Raw genomic sequence first — 17,523 nt, 5'->3', positions numbered from 1 at the left:
TTGAGGCCACCAACCCTTACGGATTCAAATTCGAGAGAAAGGTGCTGAGCCAATCATTCCAAGAAAGCAGAATTCGACCATTGGCAACGATGCTGTGGATTGGTGCCTCTACAAGTATCGCCACCTGGTTGAAAATGTGTTTGCAAGGCTGAAACATTTCAGAGCCATCGCGACGCGGTATGACAAACTGAAACGCAATTTTGAAAGCGTCATCGCTTTGGCTTGCGCTTTTATATGGTTGCCCATGTAAAACGGCAACAGCCCTAGTGATCGAACGAATTTTCAAGTAACCAGTTATTGCTGATTTTTCATGTTTAGGGGCAATATGGTAATCAAACTACCGCTTCAAGTAGATTCTCTCCAATTTTTTGAAGGGATTTTCGAGCTTGAAATTTCCTTTCTATCTGGATAAAAAGGGATAATCGTTAGGCCTTGAATGGTCAAGGCTAATCGAATGGGAAGGGATAGTCAGCAGGAATGTGGTGTGGAAGCCATCCTTGGCCAATCTCTCTTTAAAGAGATCTAGAAACTACGCAGATTTACGACGTTTAATTCCAATAAAACCGGCAATTGTACTACCGAAGAGCCAAACTGCGCTGGGCACTGGAACAGACGATACGCTGTACGAACCAACCCCTAACCGAAAACCACCCACGTCAGTATAAGCGGGCCCTGCCAGCATGTTTGCTAAGCTTGGGGCCACCAACAGGTCGCCAGTTAATAGCCAATTATTTGCATCACTAACGGTTGCATTTAAATTTGCTAAATCATAGGTAGCCAGAGTAAAACCAGCGTTATTATTCAAGTACCACCCTGATCTGCCATTGCTGGTTCGGGTAGAATCAAACTGAAGCGAAAAATCGCCAGTATACATTTTGCTTGGGCTGCCATTAAAGTTCGGAATATAAAAACCTTGCATACCGGTCATACCCAGCTTTTCACCGGCAACCCCAGCCAGCGTGCTTGAATCTATGCTAAAACCTGCCGTGGTTGCTTGGACATGCCGTCCGGCAAGCTGACCGACTGGATTAGTGCCGACCGGGGTAAGGTCATGAACCAAATCAGTCGCTGAAATTGGAGTTGCACCGATAGTGGAAGAGAAAGCAGCAGCTGAGACTACTGTGGGATCAGACGCTGCGGTATTGGAAAATGATGATATGTAGTAGTTGTTAGTGCCTAAAACACTGCCAAATGCATAGTTTCCTAGAGCGGCACTGTCCAGGTTAAAGGTAAAGGTTCCACCACTACTGGCTTGCAATACCGTGGCATGCGCTGATAACGGCGTGATGAAACCTATAGGCGCAAGCGATAACGCTGCCAATAGTTTAGTAAAGGAGTATTTAGAATGATTCATGCGTTATCCTTGCTATTAAGTCAAAATTGTTATTTTGTAAGATTATTTTTAATCCTGTCGCGTTTCAAGCATTAAACGCGCCAATTAAAAATCAATAAAAATTGCTATCAGATTACTTACTAGAGCAGATAAAATAATTTATTAAAACAATATCTTAATAGCTATTCGGCGTTAAATTAACGGGAAAAAATAAGGGAGCATTGTTACCAACAGAATAACTTTTTATTAAACTGTGTTATTTAGCAAAGAACCGACACTATCTAATAATATAAATAACATAGTTTAATTTAACTGGATAACTGGGGTTATATCCAAGTTAAATTCCATTTTTTCCCAGGTTAGCAATTACCCTTTTAGTCATAACTTGAGCTTATCCAAGAAACTCATTGTCAGTCAGGTAGCGTAACCCGACAGGGCCGTAGGGAAAAAAAGCGTAGCGTCATCCGCCGCCATGGGTAAGCCTCTCGATGCATGACGCTATCGCTTATGCGCTGACTATCATATGGCGGTAAACGAAGCCTTAGATGCCATTGAAATTGCTTGATCGGAGACAGCTTTTGGCCGATTGTGTTGAAAAAGGGCAGTTTTGCAAAAATGCTCTTTTTATAAAAATTATTAGTCATTAAAAACAATAGGTTAAGAATTATAACGCTGTCAAAATTGGCCTAAATTGACTGAAAACCGATTTTTTCAACAGAATCGGCCGTAACAAGACGATCAATCTCTAATCAACCAAGCCAAGAGATATCCGAAAGTCAAATTCCAACCAGTTGATCAAATTCAACGATCAAGACTGTCGGCCATAAATCCAACCTCATTCTGCAAATAGCCTTTAAACCTTTAGATTTCGCCTTATGGCAAACTCTGAGCAGTTCTTCTATGCTTAAAATCAACAATTAACGGCCCGGAGGAGTTGATGAGCATAAAGAACTGGCCTGCGGATGAACGTCCCCGCGAAAAACTGTTGCAACGCGGCGCTACCGCACTGACCGACGCCGAACTACTGGCGATTTTTCTGCGTACCGGCACGCCCGGCAAATCGGCGGTGGATATGGCCCGAGACTTGTTGAGAGAATACGGTTCCTTACAGGCATTGCTCGGCGCCGATCAACAGCGCTTTTGCCAGAGTAACGGTTTGGGTGATGCGAAATACGCCCAGTTGCAAGCGGTGCTGGAAATGGCCCGCCGCCATTTCGCCGAGATCCTGCAACGCGGCAACGCCTTGACCAGCCCGGACATCACCCGCGCTTATCTCAGCGCCCAATTACGCAGCTATAGTTTCGAAGTATTCGCCTGCCTGTTTCTGGACAATCAGCACCGGGTGATTCAATGGGAAGAATTATTCAGAGGGACCATCGACGGCGCCAGCGTCTATCCGCGCGAGGTAGCGAAACGGGCCTTGTTTCACCACGCAGCCGCCGTGATTTTCGCGCATAACCACCCTTCCGGCATCAATGAACCCAGCCAAGCGGATAGACAAATCACCGACAAACTGAAACAGGCCCTAGCCCTGTTCGATATTCGCGTGTTGGATCATTTCATCGTCGGCGACGGCCAGCCTTTTTCGTTCGCCGAACACGGCTTGCTTTAGTGTTTAACCGCTACTGGCTATCTTGACCGATGGGCGGCTTGTATTGGCTCAACACCCGCTCCGCCAAGCGCGAAAACGGCATGCTCTGGATCCACACCGAACCCGTACCTTTTAGCGTCGCTAGAAATAAGCCTTCACCTCCGAACAGCATGCTTTTCAAGCCTCCGCTCATGCCGATGTTGTAATCGATGTCGCCGCTAAACGCCACCAAACAACCGGTATCCAAACGCAAGGTTTCGTTGCGCAATTCCTTGCGAATCACCGTGCCGCCGGCGTGAATAAACGCCATACCGTCACCCCGCAGCCGTTGCAGAATAAAGCCTTCACCGCCGAAAAAGCCGCTACCCAGGCGTTTGTTGAAGGCAATGTCAACTTGAGTGCCGAATGCCGCCGCCAAAAACGCCGATTTTTGACAAATCACTTCCTCGCCCAGTTCGGCCAAATTCAAAGCCGCAATCGAGCCGGGAAACGGCGCGGCAAAAGCCACGCGCCGCTTTTGAACGCCGCTGTTGGTGAAATGGGTCAGAAACACCGATTCGCCGGTCAACATACGCTTGCCAAGACCAAACAGCTTATCCATCACCCCACCGGAACCGTCGCCCATCTTGGCTTCGAAGTCGATATCCTGCTCAAGATAGGTCATCGCCCCCGCTTCGGCAATCACCGTTTCCTTGGGATCGAGTTCAACTTCGACCATTTGAATGTCATGGCCGATAATTTGATAGTCGACTTGGTGGCAACGCATAGCAATATCCTCTTGTTTAGTTGAAAAAATTAAATACTTACAGAGCGGACTCAACCGAGCTCAAAAAATTCATAGCAGTCGCGGCCATGCTGTTTGGCAAGATACATGGCCTGATCGGCGTGACTGAGTAAACAATCCGGCGTACCCATATCCAGCGGGCATAAGGTGATACCGCTACTCACGCCAATCACCGCAGTTTGCCCGCCGACATAGTAGGGCTGGGAAATCGCCTGATGAACACGCTGTAAAGCCTGTTCGCACTGCGCTTTGGATTCGAGCCCCCCCATCAATAAAGCAAATTCGTCACCGCCCAATCGGCATACCGTGTCATCCTCACGCAGATTGGCCTTTATCCGGCTAGCCACCTCGATCAGCAATATATCGCCGGCCTCATGGCCGAACTGGTCGTTGACCTGTTTGAAACCGTCCAGGTCCATATACACCACGCCCAACAGCGTATTATCGCGTTTGCAGCGCGCCAAGGCCTGGCGAAATCTATCGTTGAACAAGATACGATTGGGCAATTGCGTCAACGGATCGTGATGCGCCATGCGCTCCAATTCCTGTTGCTGGAGCTTGGATTGGGTAATGTCTGAAAACAGGCCGACATAGTTCATGATTTCGCCGGTACGATTGCGCATCGCTGAAATCGTCAGCAGTTCCACATACAGCTCACCGCTTTTTTTGCGATTCCAGATTTCGCCTTGCCAGCAACCCTCGGTTTGCAGGGTTTGCCACAAGTCTTTATAAAATTCCGCATCATGTTTTCCCGATTGCAAAATACTATGGTTGCGGCCTATCACTTCATCGCGGGTATAGCCGGTTATCGCGCAAAAGGTCGGGTTGGCATCGATAATATTGCCGGACGCATCGGTGATGGTGATGCCTTCATGCGCATCGCTAAACACCCTGGCCGCCAATTGCAGCTTATCCTCGGCGCGCTTGCGTTCGGTAATATTGGTCAAAATGCAATGAATAACCGCCGGACGGGCTTTATCGCCCTGCAAGCGGCCGTCGAGAATCACGGTCAGCATGTGACCTAATTTTGTGACCAGCGACAATTCGCATTCCAGCAAACCGTAATGATTGAGCAGTTGCAGCTTTAGCTGAAAATCCTGCCCCGTTTCCGGCGAAATAAATTCAAACAGTTTTCGGCCTATCAGTTCATCTCTGCCATAGTCCAGCAGCGCGCACAATTGCGGATTCACGTCCAATAAACTGCCGTGTCTATCTACGGCCAGATAAGCCACCGGCGAGTTTTCGAACAAACTGCGAAACCGACTTTCACTTTGCCGCAGCGACTCGGTCAATTGCTGGGCAATCGCCGCATTTCTGCGTGCATTGATGTAAGCCCAAGTGATAAAAAACAGCAAAAAACTGATCAACACCAACACCAGCACTTCAACCCAGGGCGGTTCGAATTTGGCGGTCTTGCTGAACGCCGGCATTGCACTGTAACGCAATGTCCAAAAATGCCCGCCCAAATCCAGGCGTTGACGGCGAGTCATGGCAGTCGCTTGGGTTCTAAACGCTGCCGGCACCAAGCTGGTCTGACTATCGTAGAGCAGGCCATCGGCGCTGAGATCGTCCTGATCGAAAATCTCCAGGCGCAAGGCCAATAAGTCCTGTCCCAGGATGGCTTTCAGCAAATCGTTCATGCGGTACGGAATATACACCCAGCCCAGCAAAGCCGAGCGGCGCTGTTCAGTGGTTTGCGGGATACTGCCGTTGCGATACACCGGAAAATACGCCAACATTCCGGCTTGTAAATCAGCATTGGTTTCCTGGATTAGAACCACTTTACCGGTGTAGGCCAACTCACCGTGGTCTCGCGAGCGCTCCATCGCCCTGCGTCGAATCGGTTCGGAGTACATATCGTAACCAAAGGCGCGGAGATTGCGGCCGCTGAACGGCTCCAAATAGATGATGCTGGAATACTCGGCACGCGGCTCTAACGGATTGACTACATAGTCGGGAAAACCCTGCCGGCGAATATCAGCAATATGTTGTTCGAGCTGCCCGGCGGGAATCCGGACCGCATAGCCCACACCTTGCACCCCTGGATGGCTGCGATCCAACTCCAACATTTCGATAAAAGCGCGCCAATCCTCTCGAGTCACTTCTTGGCTAGCGGCAAATAAACCGGCGGCACTGCGGAGCGTTTGGCCGTGCAAAGCCATACGTTTGCTGATGTCGCTGGTAAGGCGCTGGGTTTCGAAATCGAAATATTCCTGCAAGCGCTGCTGATAACGCCAGTTTAGATCTTGCCAAGCCAGAAACAAGGCCGACAGCGAAACCAACAACATCAGGAGAGCCGGATAATAATGCCGGTAACGCGCCAATAATTTTTGTTGAGCAGGGCTACTAATCATGCTTTCCCCTGTTGATATTGGAATATTCCTTAGCAAACTGTCGGCCGAACTAACACCTAAATTTATCCTTAAGAGTATAGCGTGGCCGTTACGATTCGTATCCGGCGAAATTTCGGCGTCAAAACAGACGCGAGCAGCGATTGAGGATGGGCCCCAATTTTCTGCGGGACGATGTCGGTGTTTCGGCCACTTTCCGCCAATTTGGGCAAAGCATTAGCGACCGTGATGTGAGGAGCATGAAGACTCGGAGGAAGAGCAAAATCCTGAACCTTGATTCAAAAGGACGCAATCTTCCAGCCAATCTAGTGCGGGGTGTCTGGCTCCCACAGCGAGGGAGCGCCGATATTTAAGGACCTGATTCTTAAGCCAGCAGATTCACCAAAATCTGTTGGTAAATCCCGCTTAAAACATCCAGTTCGTCCAGGCCGATATGTTCGTTAACCTTATGGATGCTGGCGTTCAACGGCCCCAGCTCGATGACTTGCGCGCCGGTGGGTGCGATAAAGCGGCCATCAGAGGTGCCGCCGCCGGTGTCATCCAAGGTCTGGAAGCCGCAGACGCTTTCAATCGCCGCATGCGTGGCATCGATCAATTCGCCTTGCGAGGTCAAAAACGGATTACCCGACAAACGCCATTGCAGATCGTATTTAAAACCGTGTTTGTCCAGAATCGCCTGGGTACGAGCCTTGATGGTAGCTTCGTCCAATTCGGTACAAAAACGCAGGTTAAACTGCACTTCGACCTGGCCGGGAATGATGTTTTCCGCGCCGGTGCCGCCGTTGATATTGGAAACCTGCAAGCGGGTCGGCGGGAAGAATTGATTGCCGTGATCCCACACTTCCTCGGTCAGCTCCTTTAAGGCTGGCGCGAAAGTATGAATCGGATTTTCCGCCAACTCCGGATAAGCCACATGGCCTTGGATACCCAACACCGTCAGTTTGGCGCATAAGGAGCCACGCCGCCCCACCCGAATAACGTCGCCGATTTTCTTGTCGCTGGACGGTTCGCCCACCAAACACCAATCGATCTTTTCGCCTCGCTGTTCCAGCACATCGACCACTTTGACCACGCCGTGAGTGGCAATGCCCTCCTCGTCGCTGGTCATCATGATGGCTATCGAGCCTTTGTGTTCGGGATACTCGGCGAGGAAACGCTCGACCGCCGTGACAAACGCGGCAATGCCGCCTTTCATGTCCGCCGCACCGCGGCCATAAAGTTTGCCGTCGCGGATAGTCGGCTCGAACGGCGGCGAATCCCAAGCCGCCAGCGGCCCGGTTGGCACCACGTCGGTATGCCCTAAAAACACGAACAGCGGCGATTGCTGCCCCTTACGCAACCATTGATTTTGGGTGTCGGCAAAATTCAGACGCTCGTCAGTAAAGCCAAGCTTGGTCAAACGCTGCGCCAGCAAATCCTGGCAACCGGCGTCGTTGGGGGTAACCGATTCGCGACGAATCAGCGCTTCTAACAGGGAAAGGGTTTCGCTCATTATTCGGTTGGGTACTGATCGGGGTTAAAGCCGACGATCAGTTGCTGTCCATTATCGAGAATCGGGCGCTTGATCAAGGTCGGCACAGCCAGCATGAGTTGCACGGCTTTGTCGGGGGTTAAATCGGATTTTTGGGCGTCGTCCAATTGGCGCCAGCTGGTACTGCGCTGGTTAAGCACCGCATCCACGCCCAGCGCATCGACAAAACTTTGCAGCAAAGCCGCATCCAGTCCATCGATTCGATAGTCGTGGAAGCGGTAGGCAATGTGCCGTGCTTCCAGCCAGGTCCGCGCCTTTTTGACGCTATCGCAGTTTTTGATGCCGTAAACTACGATCATGCACTATTAGCCTTCTTCGCCGGCCAGCAATTCTTCGATGCTGGGCAACGAGTCATCGGCTTTGGCGCGCGCCTTGTAAACATCGACAAATTCCATGAAGGCTTGCTCCAAATCGTCCAGCACTTCTTCCTCGTCGGTCACTTCGTCTTCGGGAATCTCGCCGGATTCCAGATAATCTTTTTGGATAGCGATCTCGCCGTTCAGGGATAGCAGGGCGAGGATTAGGGCATTATTGGAAATATTTTCTGGCATGGTGTGTGCTCGCAGGTTAGGATTGAAGAGAAAAACGGGGCCGGCAACTGGCGGCAATTAAATCAAGTGCGCTTAGGCAGCGTATCGAAAGGGTTCGCATTCATGCTGTGTTGCCTCCTTGAAACTTATATCAACATTGTAACGCATAGCCGCTCATCCTTGCCATGCGTTAACGCGCCCTCGCCTACCGCCACGTTCCTCCGCACTATTATTTTCAGCCCCGGATTCGACGGCTTGGCATCGCAGTATTTTGATTCGCGAACGCTAGCTTACCAGCTCGATATCCAAATGCATCAGTCGGATCCGAAAACCCCTTATGGCCGACGCAACACTCACTGTGAGAGACGCCAAGCGGAGACTCAAAATATTTAAAGCCGTTTCAACTGTATCCGCGTTCTGAATGCTGGCAGCCAACTTCTGCTTGAAAAGTGCAAACAAGGCAAGTTATGCGGCGTAATAGTCACTTGCCAATGCTCATCTTGAAAAAACGTAAGTTTTAAATTTTCTTCGTCCAGCACCAACACCTCGTCTAGCCAGAAAGAGCCGTAGGGCACAGCAAACGAACGCACCGCCAACACCTTGAACTGGCTATCCAGCAAGATTATCTCCGTGGCTTCTTCAAAGGGGCAATCCCAATCGCAGATTAAGAGATAGTCATGGGCTGGCATTTGAAATTGATGTAGAAGCCGATAGCCGGGCACAAAACATGGACTCGGGAGATTATTGATCAGTAACTGCGTCTGCAACGGCCAGTCTTGATATTCGCCGGCGTGACTTTTCAAGGAAAAAATATCGATTGCTTGCATCGTTTCTACCTGGAAAAACCGAGGTTACGGATTGATTTTCTCATGGTCGATAGTCCGACAAATGGCGAAAATCTTTAGTCAATTGGGCGCATAGCTTTGCGGAAATATCGGCACGGCAAGCCGAAATCCGCCATTTTCTCAGCCCCGTTGTTTACAATACCCGCCATGGCATTTTTTTACCGAGAAAATCCGCTTAATGCAGCTCGCTTGCAAAGCATGCAGCGGCGCTCGTCCCACCTCATACCGTAAAACCATTAAAGTACAGGATACATTTTCCCCAATGAAATTCACCGACACGGGCACCCTAATCAACTGGCAGTTAGACGACATTCATATTATCCAACCCCTACACGACAAAGCAGACGGCGGCTCGCGCGGCGGCGTGTATCTGTGCATTCCCAATTTTGAAGAACTATCCCCGCCTTTTGCAATTAAACACGGCGAATACCGCATAACGCCTTGCGACAGCGATCTGCCGCATCAAAAAAACCTCACCGCGCCGGCCGATGTCAATTGGGGCACCGTCGAGGTGATCACCGATTGGCAGGAACTGACGGAACTCAACAGCAAAACTCTGACTGTCAGCACCCGCATTCGCGCGGTGTCGGAAACCGCCCTGGTTCGCCCCGGCTTTCATCCCTATTTTTCGATTTCTCCCGACAGCATTATCGATATTGCGGATACGCATATCGAGGTCGCCGGACTGCCGCACGATAGCTTAAGGGTACACCACGCAAAATCGCTAACGGCACCGGCCAAGTTGAGCACAGCGGATTACACGGTCGCCATGATTTGCGAGATTTCGCCATTGTCGGAAGATCTGGCGTTGGCATTTGGTATTTGGAGCGATAAAAAAGCCGAGTATGTCTGCATCGAGCCGATTATCGGTAAGCAACCCGGCCCGGACGGCCTGCCGACGCCGCTGACATTGCAAAAGGATGAAGAGTTGGTGATGGTGTTTACGATTCGGGCGGAGAGATTGAAATTGAAGCTTGCCGACACATTTCTAAATTCTAATTGTTGATACGGTGTGTCTGTATAGGACTGCGTAAACTAAAAAAACGAGCGGATAACCAGTAACCCAACCCCAGAAAGCAATGTCGATAGTCCGGCTATTGCCATGCTAGGCTTGAACTCTAGGCCAAGGCTTATCTTGTAGCCCAGCGCATAGGCCGCAAAAAGACCTACCAGAAAGATGAGTGATCCAACGCCAGAAAACTCAATAGTAGCCCCAACTCCGCCTAGCGTCGAAACCAACCAAAGTAGTCCCACGATGGGGAGAAACAATGAAAGGACAACTGCTTTAAAGGCTTCGCCAAAGGAAATATCATGTCCTGTCATTAATTTTGTACTAAAGCGAACGACCGTAGGTATCAGAATGATTATGGAGCCGGTCATTATCGTCACGTTTAGCGGCGCCCAGATTAGGAAAATTAAACCAACAAGCGTGAATAACAAATAAAACATGGTGATCCTTTAATTTGTCGAAATACTGTTGCCATATAAGCCGAAACGCACTTCAAGATTAATTTGGCCATCTTTAATACTAGCGCCTATTCTCCGTTCCATACAATTTTCTTTTAACTGGCATATTACGCGGCAGAGCTTCATCTACCGCGCAACACACTAACAATCAATCCCGCAACAACTCATTAATCCCGGTTTTGCTGCGGGTTTTTTCATCCACCTGCTTGATGATCACCGCGCAATACAGGCTGTGGCTGCCGTCTTTGGAGGGCAGGTTGCCAGAGACGACCACGGAGCCGGCAGGAATGCGGCCATAAGTGACTTCGCCGGTCATGCGGTTGAAAATCTTGGTGCTTTGACCGATGTAGACGCCCATCGACACGACACAGTTGTCTTCGACGATCACGCCTTCAACGATTTCGGAGCGGGCGCCGATGAAACAGTTGTCGCCGATGATGGTCGGATTGGCTTGCAGCGGTTCCAAAACGCCGCCGATGCCGACGCCGCCGGACAAATGCACATTTTTACCGATTTGCGCGCAGGAGCCGACTGTTACCCAGGTATCCACCATGGTGCCGCTATCAACGTAAGCGCCGATATTGACGTAAGACGGCATCAGGATCGCGCCGGGGGCGATGTAGGAACCGTAACGGGCAACCGCATTCGGCACCACGCGGACGCCGGCTTGAGCAAAATCGGCTTCGCTGTATTGACCGAATTTGGTCGGCACTTTGTCGTAATAGCGCACATCGCCGCTTTCGATCACCTTGTTTTCATTGATCCGAAACGACAGCAGCACGGCTTTTTTCAGCCATTGATTGGTCACCCAATCGCCGTCTTTTTTCTCGGCAACGCGGGCTTCGCCCTTGTCGAGCATATTCAAGACTTCGGCAACCGCGTTGCGGACTTCGGCTGAGACGGTGGATGGGCTGATATCGGCGCGATTTTCGAAGGCGTCGTTGATGATGGTTTCCAAATTTGACATGGTTTCTCGGGGTTAAGTTGAAATAATGTAGGCTGGGTAGGAGCGATAGCGCAAACCCAGCTTAAAGCGTTTCACGCTGGGTTTCGCTGCGCTCTACCCAGCCTACGAAAGACTATTAATGAACGTTTTTATCCGTTTCGCGGCCTCGATACATTCTTCGATAGGCGCTACCAAGGCTATCCGCACATGGTTGGCGCCGGGGTTGATGCCTCCGCTATCGCGTGACAGATAACTCCCCGGCAACACCGTAATGTTTTGCTGGGCAAACAACTCACGCGCAAACTCCGTATCCGAGATCGGCGTCTTCAGCCAGATGTAAAAGCTGGCCGGCGGGCGGCTGATGTCGCACACCTCCTGCAAAATCTCGATAAACGCGCTGAACTTGTCGCGGTACAACTGGCGGTTGTGCTTGACGTGTTCCTCGTCATTCCAGGCGGCGATGCTGGCATGCTGGGTCGGCACCGGCATGGGGCAGCCGTGGTAGGTGCGGTATTTGAAATACTGTTTCAACACCTCGGCATCGCCGGCGACAAAGCCGGAGCGCAAGCCGGGCGCGTTGGAACGTTTGGACAGGCTTTGGAAAATAACGCAGCGTTTGAAATCGGTATTGCCGGCCTGATAAGCGCTTTGCAACAAACCTTGCGGCGGATTGGCTTCGTCGTCGTAAAGCTCGGTGTAACACTCGTCGGAGGCGATGACAAAATCGTACTGGTCAGCCAGAGCGAACAATTTCAGATGATCGGCTTGTGTCAACACCGTGCCTGTCGGGTTGCCGGGCGAGCAAATAAAAATCAATTGGCAACGTTGCCAAATCGCCTCCGGCACGCTGTCAAAGTCCGGCAAGTAGCCGTCGGCCTCGACCGTATTCAGATAATACGGCTCGGCACCGGCCAGCAAGGCCGCGCCTTCGTAGATCTGATAAAACGGGTTGGGCATAATCACCACCGGCTTGTCGGCCGGATCGATTACGGCTTGCGCCAGCGAAAACAAGGCTTCGCGGGTACCGTTGACTGGCAAAACCTGGGTCTCGGCATCCACACCACCGGCCGGAATTCCGAAGCGGCGGCACGTCCAATCGGCGATGGTCTGCCGGAGTTCCAGTAAGCCTTTGGTAGTGGGGTATTGGGTTAAGCCGTGCAAATGCCGCAACAAAGCTTCCTGAATAAAATGCGGAGTAGCGTGTTTGGGTTCGCCAATCGACAAGGCAATGTGCGGCTTCCCAGCCGGCGGCGTAATGCCTTGTTTCAGCGTGGCAAGCTTTTCAAACGGGTACGGATGTAACTGGGATAAATACGGGTTCATTATTTGCTGCAACGCGGTTGTCTGCCGCCCCCCCAGGCTTGTTGCTGTAGCTGGACGGCTCTGCCCATATTTTGATTCAAATTATCGATGCGACTGGCATGCGACGGATGCGTAGACATAAACTCGATAGGCTGGCCGCCTTGCGCGGCTTTGTCCATTTTCAACCACAGATTCACGCTCTGGCGCGGATCGAAACCGGCTTTGGCCATTAAATCCAAACCGATGGTATCGGCTTCGGTTTCGTGAATCCGACTGTACGGTAGGATTACGCCGTACTGGGCGCCGACACCCAATAGACCTAACGCGGTTTGCCCCAACGCAGTTTGCGGCTGAGTTACCGCTTGCACCATGGCCAAGCCTGTGCTGACCGCCGTTTCCTGCGACAAACGCTCGTTGCTGTGTCTGGATAACACGTGGCCGATTTCATGACCGATTACCGCCGCCAGTTGGTCCTGATTATCCACCAGATTGATCAGACCGGTATGCACACCGATTTTGTTACCGGGCAAGGCAAAGGCATTCAAGGATTCGTCTTCAAACACCACCACTTCCCATTGCCCGCCGGTTTGCTGAGTAATGGCGTACGCCACGCATTGGGCGAACTGGCTGTAGCGCTGATTGCCGCTGATCGGGTTTTTGCTCTTCATACTGCTGAAGGCTTGCAAACCCATCTGATCGACCTGATTGTCCGGCATATAGATAAACTGCGAACGACCGGTAGGACTGGTGGCGCAAGCGTTTAACAACAAGGAAACAGCTGTGGAAAGAAAGAGTTTTTTCAACATGGCGACAACATCCGCAAGGAAAAGAAGCGGCATTTTAGCGTAACTTGTCGGCCGGGGTTAAAAGCTTTTTGGCGGATCCAGCCCTGCTCAAACATACGGACGCGATTGCACTCAGGCTAATGGCGAAACAGCCGATGGAAATAGTTTGATTATTATTTGTCAGCTAATTCGGTAGGAACACAAAACGCCGAGGTTAAGTGTTTTCCAGCAATTGTAAAATTTGCTGTAAACAAAACAGCGTCGCCTGTTGCCGTATCGACTGCCGGTCGCCGCTGAATTGTTTCTTCAAGCAAGCCCCGTTAGCGCCGCGTTTTTGCCAGGCGATAAATACCGTTCCGACCGGCTTTACAGGCGTGCCGCCGTCCGGCCCGGCAATGCCGGTGACAGCCAGTGCCAAATTGGCAAGGCTATGCGTCAACGTGCCCGCGACCATTTCCAAAGCAGTCTCTTCGCTAACCGCCCCTACTCTCGCCAAAGTCTCCGGTTTGACGCCCAGCATGTCGATCTTGGCATCGTTGCTGTACGTGACGAAACCGCGATCGAACCAGCCGGAACTGCCCGGTACATCGGTGATTGCCTTGGCTATGCCGCCGCCGGTGCAGGACTCAGCCAAAGCCAGACATAGATTCAGCGCGTTTAGACGATTGCCGAGCGCTTCGGCGAGTAAATAGCTTGGATCGTGCATGGCAGTCCGATTAGCTGATACGGCATCAAGCCGAGAAGAGGTTTTGTTGCAGCGGATAGGTCATCGCTGCAACAAACGGACAAACTTACTTGGGTAGCCGGGATATTTCAGAGACTTTCTCGAAATCGGCGCCCACGCTGATGATAAAGCTGGTCACTTGTTCGATGCTCATGTCCGACTTGATCACTTTCGATTCGTGGACAATCACCGCAAAACCCGAGGTAGGGTTGGGCGATGTCGGTACAAACAACACATAACGGTCTTCGGTTTTGTTGGTGACATAGGCGGGCACCCAAATGCCTTCTTTCGGATATTCGATGTAAACCACTTCTCGCGGTTCTTGCAACTGATGCCCGGCAATCATATTCACCAGTTTTTTGGTCACGCGGTAAATCGTGCTTAATAGCGGAATCCGCTCGATCAGATTTTCGAACATCGCGATGATGGAAAACCGGCCCATGCTGACCCGATGTCCCACATAGGTAATGGTGGCAAAACTGGCGCCGAACAGCAGAAATGTCACCAGATAATTGTCGGAGTAGCCGTAAACGAACTGAAACAAATCGGTTAACCGGTCTTTTACGAACAAGACGATTTGTACAATCACCATAATCGGGATAAACGCCAGAACGCCGATCAGGGTGTGATTAAGAATTTTCTTCATGATGCGCCTACCTTTATTAGTTATAGTTGTTAGGAAACTAGGTTTTAGCAGAGTTATGCCGGTTAAGGAAGTCTCGATGCATGTAGTGCTTGCGAAATGGCCACGCCCGGACTCAAGGTAACATTTTATACAGGCCGCGCGTGGCAATCGCCATAAGCGGCAGCAGTACGCCGGTCAAACACAGCAGCGCACTTAAGCTAGTTAGGCTGGCGCTGGCATCCCATATAGTCAGCGAACTATTCAAAGATATGTTGGACGGCGCCAAAAACGGAAACATGGACACACCCATGGTCAAAATCACCATCACCACCGTCACCGCACTGGCCAGCAACGCCCAATAAGCCTTATCCAGACGCGACAACACCAACGCGGCTATCCCGCACACAAAGGCCAAAGCTGGCAACGCCCATAAGGCCGGTTCATGCTCGTAATTGTCCAGCCATAAGCCGTCGCCGCGCTTCACAAATTTGGTCAAGGGATTGGAAAGGCCATTCGGCATGATGTCGGTACTAACGTGATAGCCTTCCAAATGGGTAATCCAGCCGCCCGCCAGCGCAAACAACACCAAAAACGCCAGGCCGCCGGACATTGCCAACGCTTTGCTACGCTGATAAAGCGCGTCTTGGGTATGCGTTTGCAGATAAATCGCGCCATGCACTGTCAATAACGCTACGCAGGTAGCGCCGACCAGCGACGCAAACGGACTGAACAGCCCGGAAAAACTGCCCAGAAAAGCAATGTGCATATCGCTGGCCAAATGAAACGGCACACCTTTCAATAGATTGCCGGCCATCACCCCCAACAGCGCCGCCGGCAGCAAGCCACTAATAAACAGGGCTTTATCCCATTTTTTCAGCCAGTCCTCGCGAGTCACGCTAGTTCTGAAATACCAACCCAAAGGCCGCACGAACAGCGATAAAACTGTCAACAACAGCAATGGCTGAAAACTGGCAAACGTCGCCGCATACACCGTCGGCCAGCCGGCAAACAACACACCGATGGTCACCAATAGCCAAACCTGATTGCCGGCGCTGGTTGGCGCCAATCTGGCAACCAGCCCTGCGTGCTGTGGTTCGGAAGCATTTAAAAAGGGTAACAGCATGCTGACGCCGATCTCGATACCGCTGCTCAGCACAAAACCCATGACAAACAAGCCCAACACGCCCCAACAGACCAAGCGCAGCATTTCATAATCAAGCAACATGACTTGGCTCCTGGTTAATCGGCAACGCGTCGGCGCTGCCCTGCTCGATAAATTTTAAAGTTAACATCACAGCCAAAGCCAGCAGCCCGGCATACGCCAAACCATAAGCCACTAGGCTGACTGCTACATCGGCGACAGTCAGCGTGGAAACCCCTTGCCAGGTGGGCAGCATATCGGCGACCAGCCAGGGCTGCCGGCCGAATTCCGAGATAAACCAGCCGCTGGCGCTCGCCAGCCACGGCAGAGGTAAGGCATAAACACTGGCCTTAAATAACCAGGTATGGCGCCAACCGAGGATATTGACGGCATTTGCCGCTAAAAACAGCAGCACCAGCAATGCGCCAGCCGCAATCATCAATCTATATCCCCAATACAAGGGCGCGGTAGCCGGCACGCTGGCATGCACGGCTTGTTCTATCTGCGCCGGACTGGCGTCGGTCACGCTCTCCCGCCAACGCTTCAGCAATAAGGCATAGCCCAAATCTACTTTGGCGGCGGCAAATGCCGCCAGCAATTCCGGCTCCTTTTTGTCGTCGCGCAATTCTTGCAGCAGGGCATAGGCTTTTACGCCATTGCCGATGCGCTGGCGATTTTGTTCCAGTGCCGCGTCATTGGGCAGACCGTTAATTGCCGCCAGCTTGTTGTGCTGCATAGCGCCGGCGCCGTAAACGCTGGTATCGCCTATCGCCATGGTAGCGATCACCGTCAGCAAACCAAAAGCGGCCGCGATGCGGTAAGAACACTGTGCCAACTCGGTTTCGCGCTGCTTAATTAAATAGTAAGCGCTGATAGCCAACACAAAACCGGCGGCCACCACATAACTGGCCAGCAGGCTATGTACAAATTTCGCCCAGGCCAGCGGATTGCTCAGCACCAGCGACAAATCAAGCAACTCCAGGCGCAGCGTTTGGGGATTTAATTCCCCACCCACTGGATTTTGCATCCAGCCACTGGCCAGCAGAAAACCGAACAAACTGACGTGACAGCCGATAGCAATTAGCCAAGTTACACCCAGATGCGTGCCTTTGCCCAAGCGCTGCCAGCCAAATAAAAACCAGCCCAGCCCATTGGCGGCTATGAACAAACCGGCAAAACCTAATAATAAAGGCATGGCAAACACATCGCCGACATAATGCGAAAAATACGACCAGTTGGCCCCGAATTGGCAGGCGATTGCCAGCGAAGAGGCCATGCTTAAGCCAAAACCGATGGCAAACAGCTTGCCCCAAAATTGCGTCAGCCGCTGGTAAACCTCCTGCCCGCTGATGACAAACCAGGATTCCAAGCCCGCCAACAATAGCGACAAACCCAGCGTCAACGGTACGAATAGAAAATATTGCACCGCATGCAGCGCAAACTGCGCCCGCGATAACTCAACAACCGTTTCGGAAATCATCCCCTCTCCTCGGTCTAGCTCAAAAATGCGGGCAATTATAGAGTTATCCGCTTGCTTGTCTGCGATTTTCTCGACCGCTTCGCATTAA

Annotated in this window: 17 protein-coding genes and 1 pseudogene; 3 read left to right on the top strand and 15 right to left on the bottom strand. The window is 51.4% G+C overall.

The features are described 5' to 3' along the window. Positions 1-10: 10 nt before the first annotated feature. Positions 11-250: pseudogene (locus A1332_RS24765) on the top strand (transposase); the annotation flags it as partial. 279 nt (positions 251-529) lie between these two features. On the opposite strand, the gene A1332_RS10590 reads toward A1332_RS24765, so the two are convergent. Then, positions 530-1,354 (bottom strand): PEP-CTERM sorting domain-containing protein, encoded by an 825-nt coding sequence (locus A1332_RS10590; RefSeq protein ID WP_064008457.1) that lies wholly within the window; start codon positions 1,352-1,354, stop codon positions 530-532. 916 nt (positions 1,355-2,270) lie between these two features. On the opposite strand from A1332_RS10590, the gene radC reads away from it, so the two are divergent. Then, the gene (radC, locus tag A1332_RS10585) at positions 2,271-2,945 is read left to right on the top strand and encodes a RadC family protein (protein WP_064008456.1); all 675 of its coding nucleotides are present in this window, start codon (positions 2,271-2,273) and stop codon (positions 2,943-2,945) included. 10 nt (positions 2,946-2,955) lie between these two features. On the opposite strand, the gene A1332_RS10580 is transcribed toward radC, so the two are convergent. From A1332_RS10580 to A1332_RS10550, 6 genes are all read right to left on the bottom strand, one after another. After that, a complete protein-coding gene (locus A1332_RS10580; protein ID WP_157203990.1) occupies positions 2,956-3,690 on the bottom strand; it encodes a TIGR00266 family protein in 735 nt (244 codons plus the stop codon). 50 nt (positions 3,691-3,740) lie between these two features. After that, positions 3,741-6,062, bottom strand: coding sequence for a CHASE domain-containing protein (locus A1332_RS10575; protein ID WP_064008455.1), 2,322 nt, complete (start codon positions 6,060-6,062; stop codon positions 3,741-3,743). 361 nt (positions 6,063-6,423) lie between these two features. Further along, positions 6,424-7,551 carry a succinyl-diaminopimelate desuccinylase gene (gene dapE, locus A1332_RS10565; RefSeq protein ID WP_064008453.1) on the bottom strand — a complete coding sequence of 376 codons (1,128 nt, stop codon included), beginning with the start codon at positions 7,549-7,551 and terminating at the stop codon, positions 6,424-6,426. After that, positions 7,551-7,889, bottom strand: a complete 339-nt coding sequence (locus A1332_RS10560; protein ID WP_064008452.1) for an ArsC family reductase — start codon at positions 7,887-7,889, stop codon at positions 7,551-7,553. Before A1332_RS10560 ends, dapE begins: the two co-directional genes overlap by 1 nt. 6 nt (positions 7,890-7,895) lie before the next feature. Continuing rightward, on the bottom strand, positions 7,896-8,141 hold the full coding sequence (locus A1332_RS10555) for a hypothetical protein (protein WP_020484624.1): 246 nt from the start codon (positions 8,139-8,141) through the stop codon (positions 7,896-7,898). 368 nt (positions 8,142-8,509) lie between these two features. Further along, a complete protein-coding gene (locus A1332_RS10550; RefSeq protein WP_064008451.1) occupies positions 8,510-8,947 on the bottom strand; it encodes a hypothetical protein in 438 nt (145 codons plus the stop codon). Positions 8,948-9,227: 280 nt separating this feature from the next. On the opposite strand from A1332_RS10550, the gene A1332_RS10545 reads away from it, so the two are divergent. Continuing rightward, positions 9,228-9,971, top strand: a complete 744-nt coding sequence (locus A1332_RS10545) for a hypothetical protein (RefSeq protein ID WP_064008450.1) — start codon at positions 9,228-9,230, stop codon at positions 9,969-9,971. 29 nt (positions 9,972-10,000) lie between these two features. On the opposite strand, the gene A1332_RS10540 is transcribed toward A1332_RS10545, so the two are convergent. The 8 genes from A1332_RS10540 to A1332_RS10505 all read right to left on the bottom strand — a co-directional run bounded on the left by A1332_RS10540 (position 10,001) and on the right by A1332_RS10505 (position 17,435). Then, on the bottom strand, positions 10,001-10,414 hold the full coding sequence (locus tag A1332_RS10540; protein WP_064008449.1) for a hypothetical protein: 414 nt from the start codon (positions 10,412-10,414) through the stop codon (positions 10,001-10,003). 166 nt (positions 10,415-10,580) lie between these two features. Beyond that, complete coding sequence (gene dapD, locus A1332_RS10535; protein ID WP_064008448.1) at positions 10,581-11,399, bottom strand: 2,3,4,5-tetrahydropyridine-2,6-dicarboxylate N-succinyltransferase; 819 nt, start codon at positions 11,397-11,399, stop codon at positions 10,581-10,583. Between the two features lie 102 nt (positions 11,400-11,501). After that, positions 11,502-12,701, bottom strand: a complete 1,200-nt coding sequence (gene dapC, locus A1332_RS10530; RefSeq protein WP_064008447.1) for a succinyldiaminopimelate transaminase — start codon at positions 12,699-12,701, stop codon at positions 11,502-11,504. Next, positions 12,701-13,486: a M48 family metallopeptidase gene (locus A1332_RS10525; RefSeq protein ID WP_064008446.1), complete on the bottom strand. Its 786-nt coding sequence runs from the start codon at positions 13,484-13,486 to the stop codon at positions 12,701-12,703. Before A1332_RS10525 ends, dapC begins: the two co-directional genes overlap by 1 nt. A gap of 193 nt (positions 13,487-13,679) precedes the next feature. After that, the gene (locus A1332_RS10520; RefSeq protein ID WP_064008445.1) at positions 13,680-14,171 is read right to left on the bottom strand and encodes a CinA family protein; all 492 of its coding nucleotides are present in this window, start codon (positions 14,169-14,171) and stop codon (positions 13,680-13,682) included. Between the two features lie 85 nt (positions 14,172-14,256). Next, a complete protein-coding gene (locus A1332_RS10515; protein WP_064008444.1) occupies positions 14,257-14,835 on the bottom strand; it encodes a DUF502 domain-containing protein in 579 nt (192 codons plus the stop codon). A 112-nt stretch (positions 14,836-14,947) separates the two neighbouring features. Beyond that, positions 14,948-16,039, bottom strand: coding sequence for a cytochrome d ubiquinol oxidase subunit II (gene cydB, locus A1332_RS10510; RefSeq protein WP_064008443.1), 1,092 nt, complete (start codon positions 16,037-16,039; stop codon positions 14,948-14,950). Continuing rightward, positions 16,029-17,435, bottom strand: a complete 1,407-nt coding sequence (locus A1332_RS10505) for a cytochrome ubiquinol oxidase subunit I (RefSeq protein ID WP_064008442.1) — start codon at positions 17,433-17,435, stop codon at positions 16,029-16,031. Before A1332_RS10505 ends, cydB begins: the two co-directional genes overlap by 11 nt. Positions 17,436-17,523: the final 88 nt, after the last annotated feature.

Origin of the sequence: Methylomonas methanica, from assembly GCF_001644035.1 — a bacterium.
GTDB lineage: Bacteria > Pseudomonadota > Gammaproteobacteria > Methylococcales > Methylomonadaceae > Methylomonas > Methylomonas methanica_A.
This window is presented reverse-complemented; position numbering and strand designations above follow the sequence as displayed.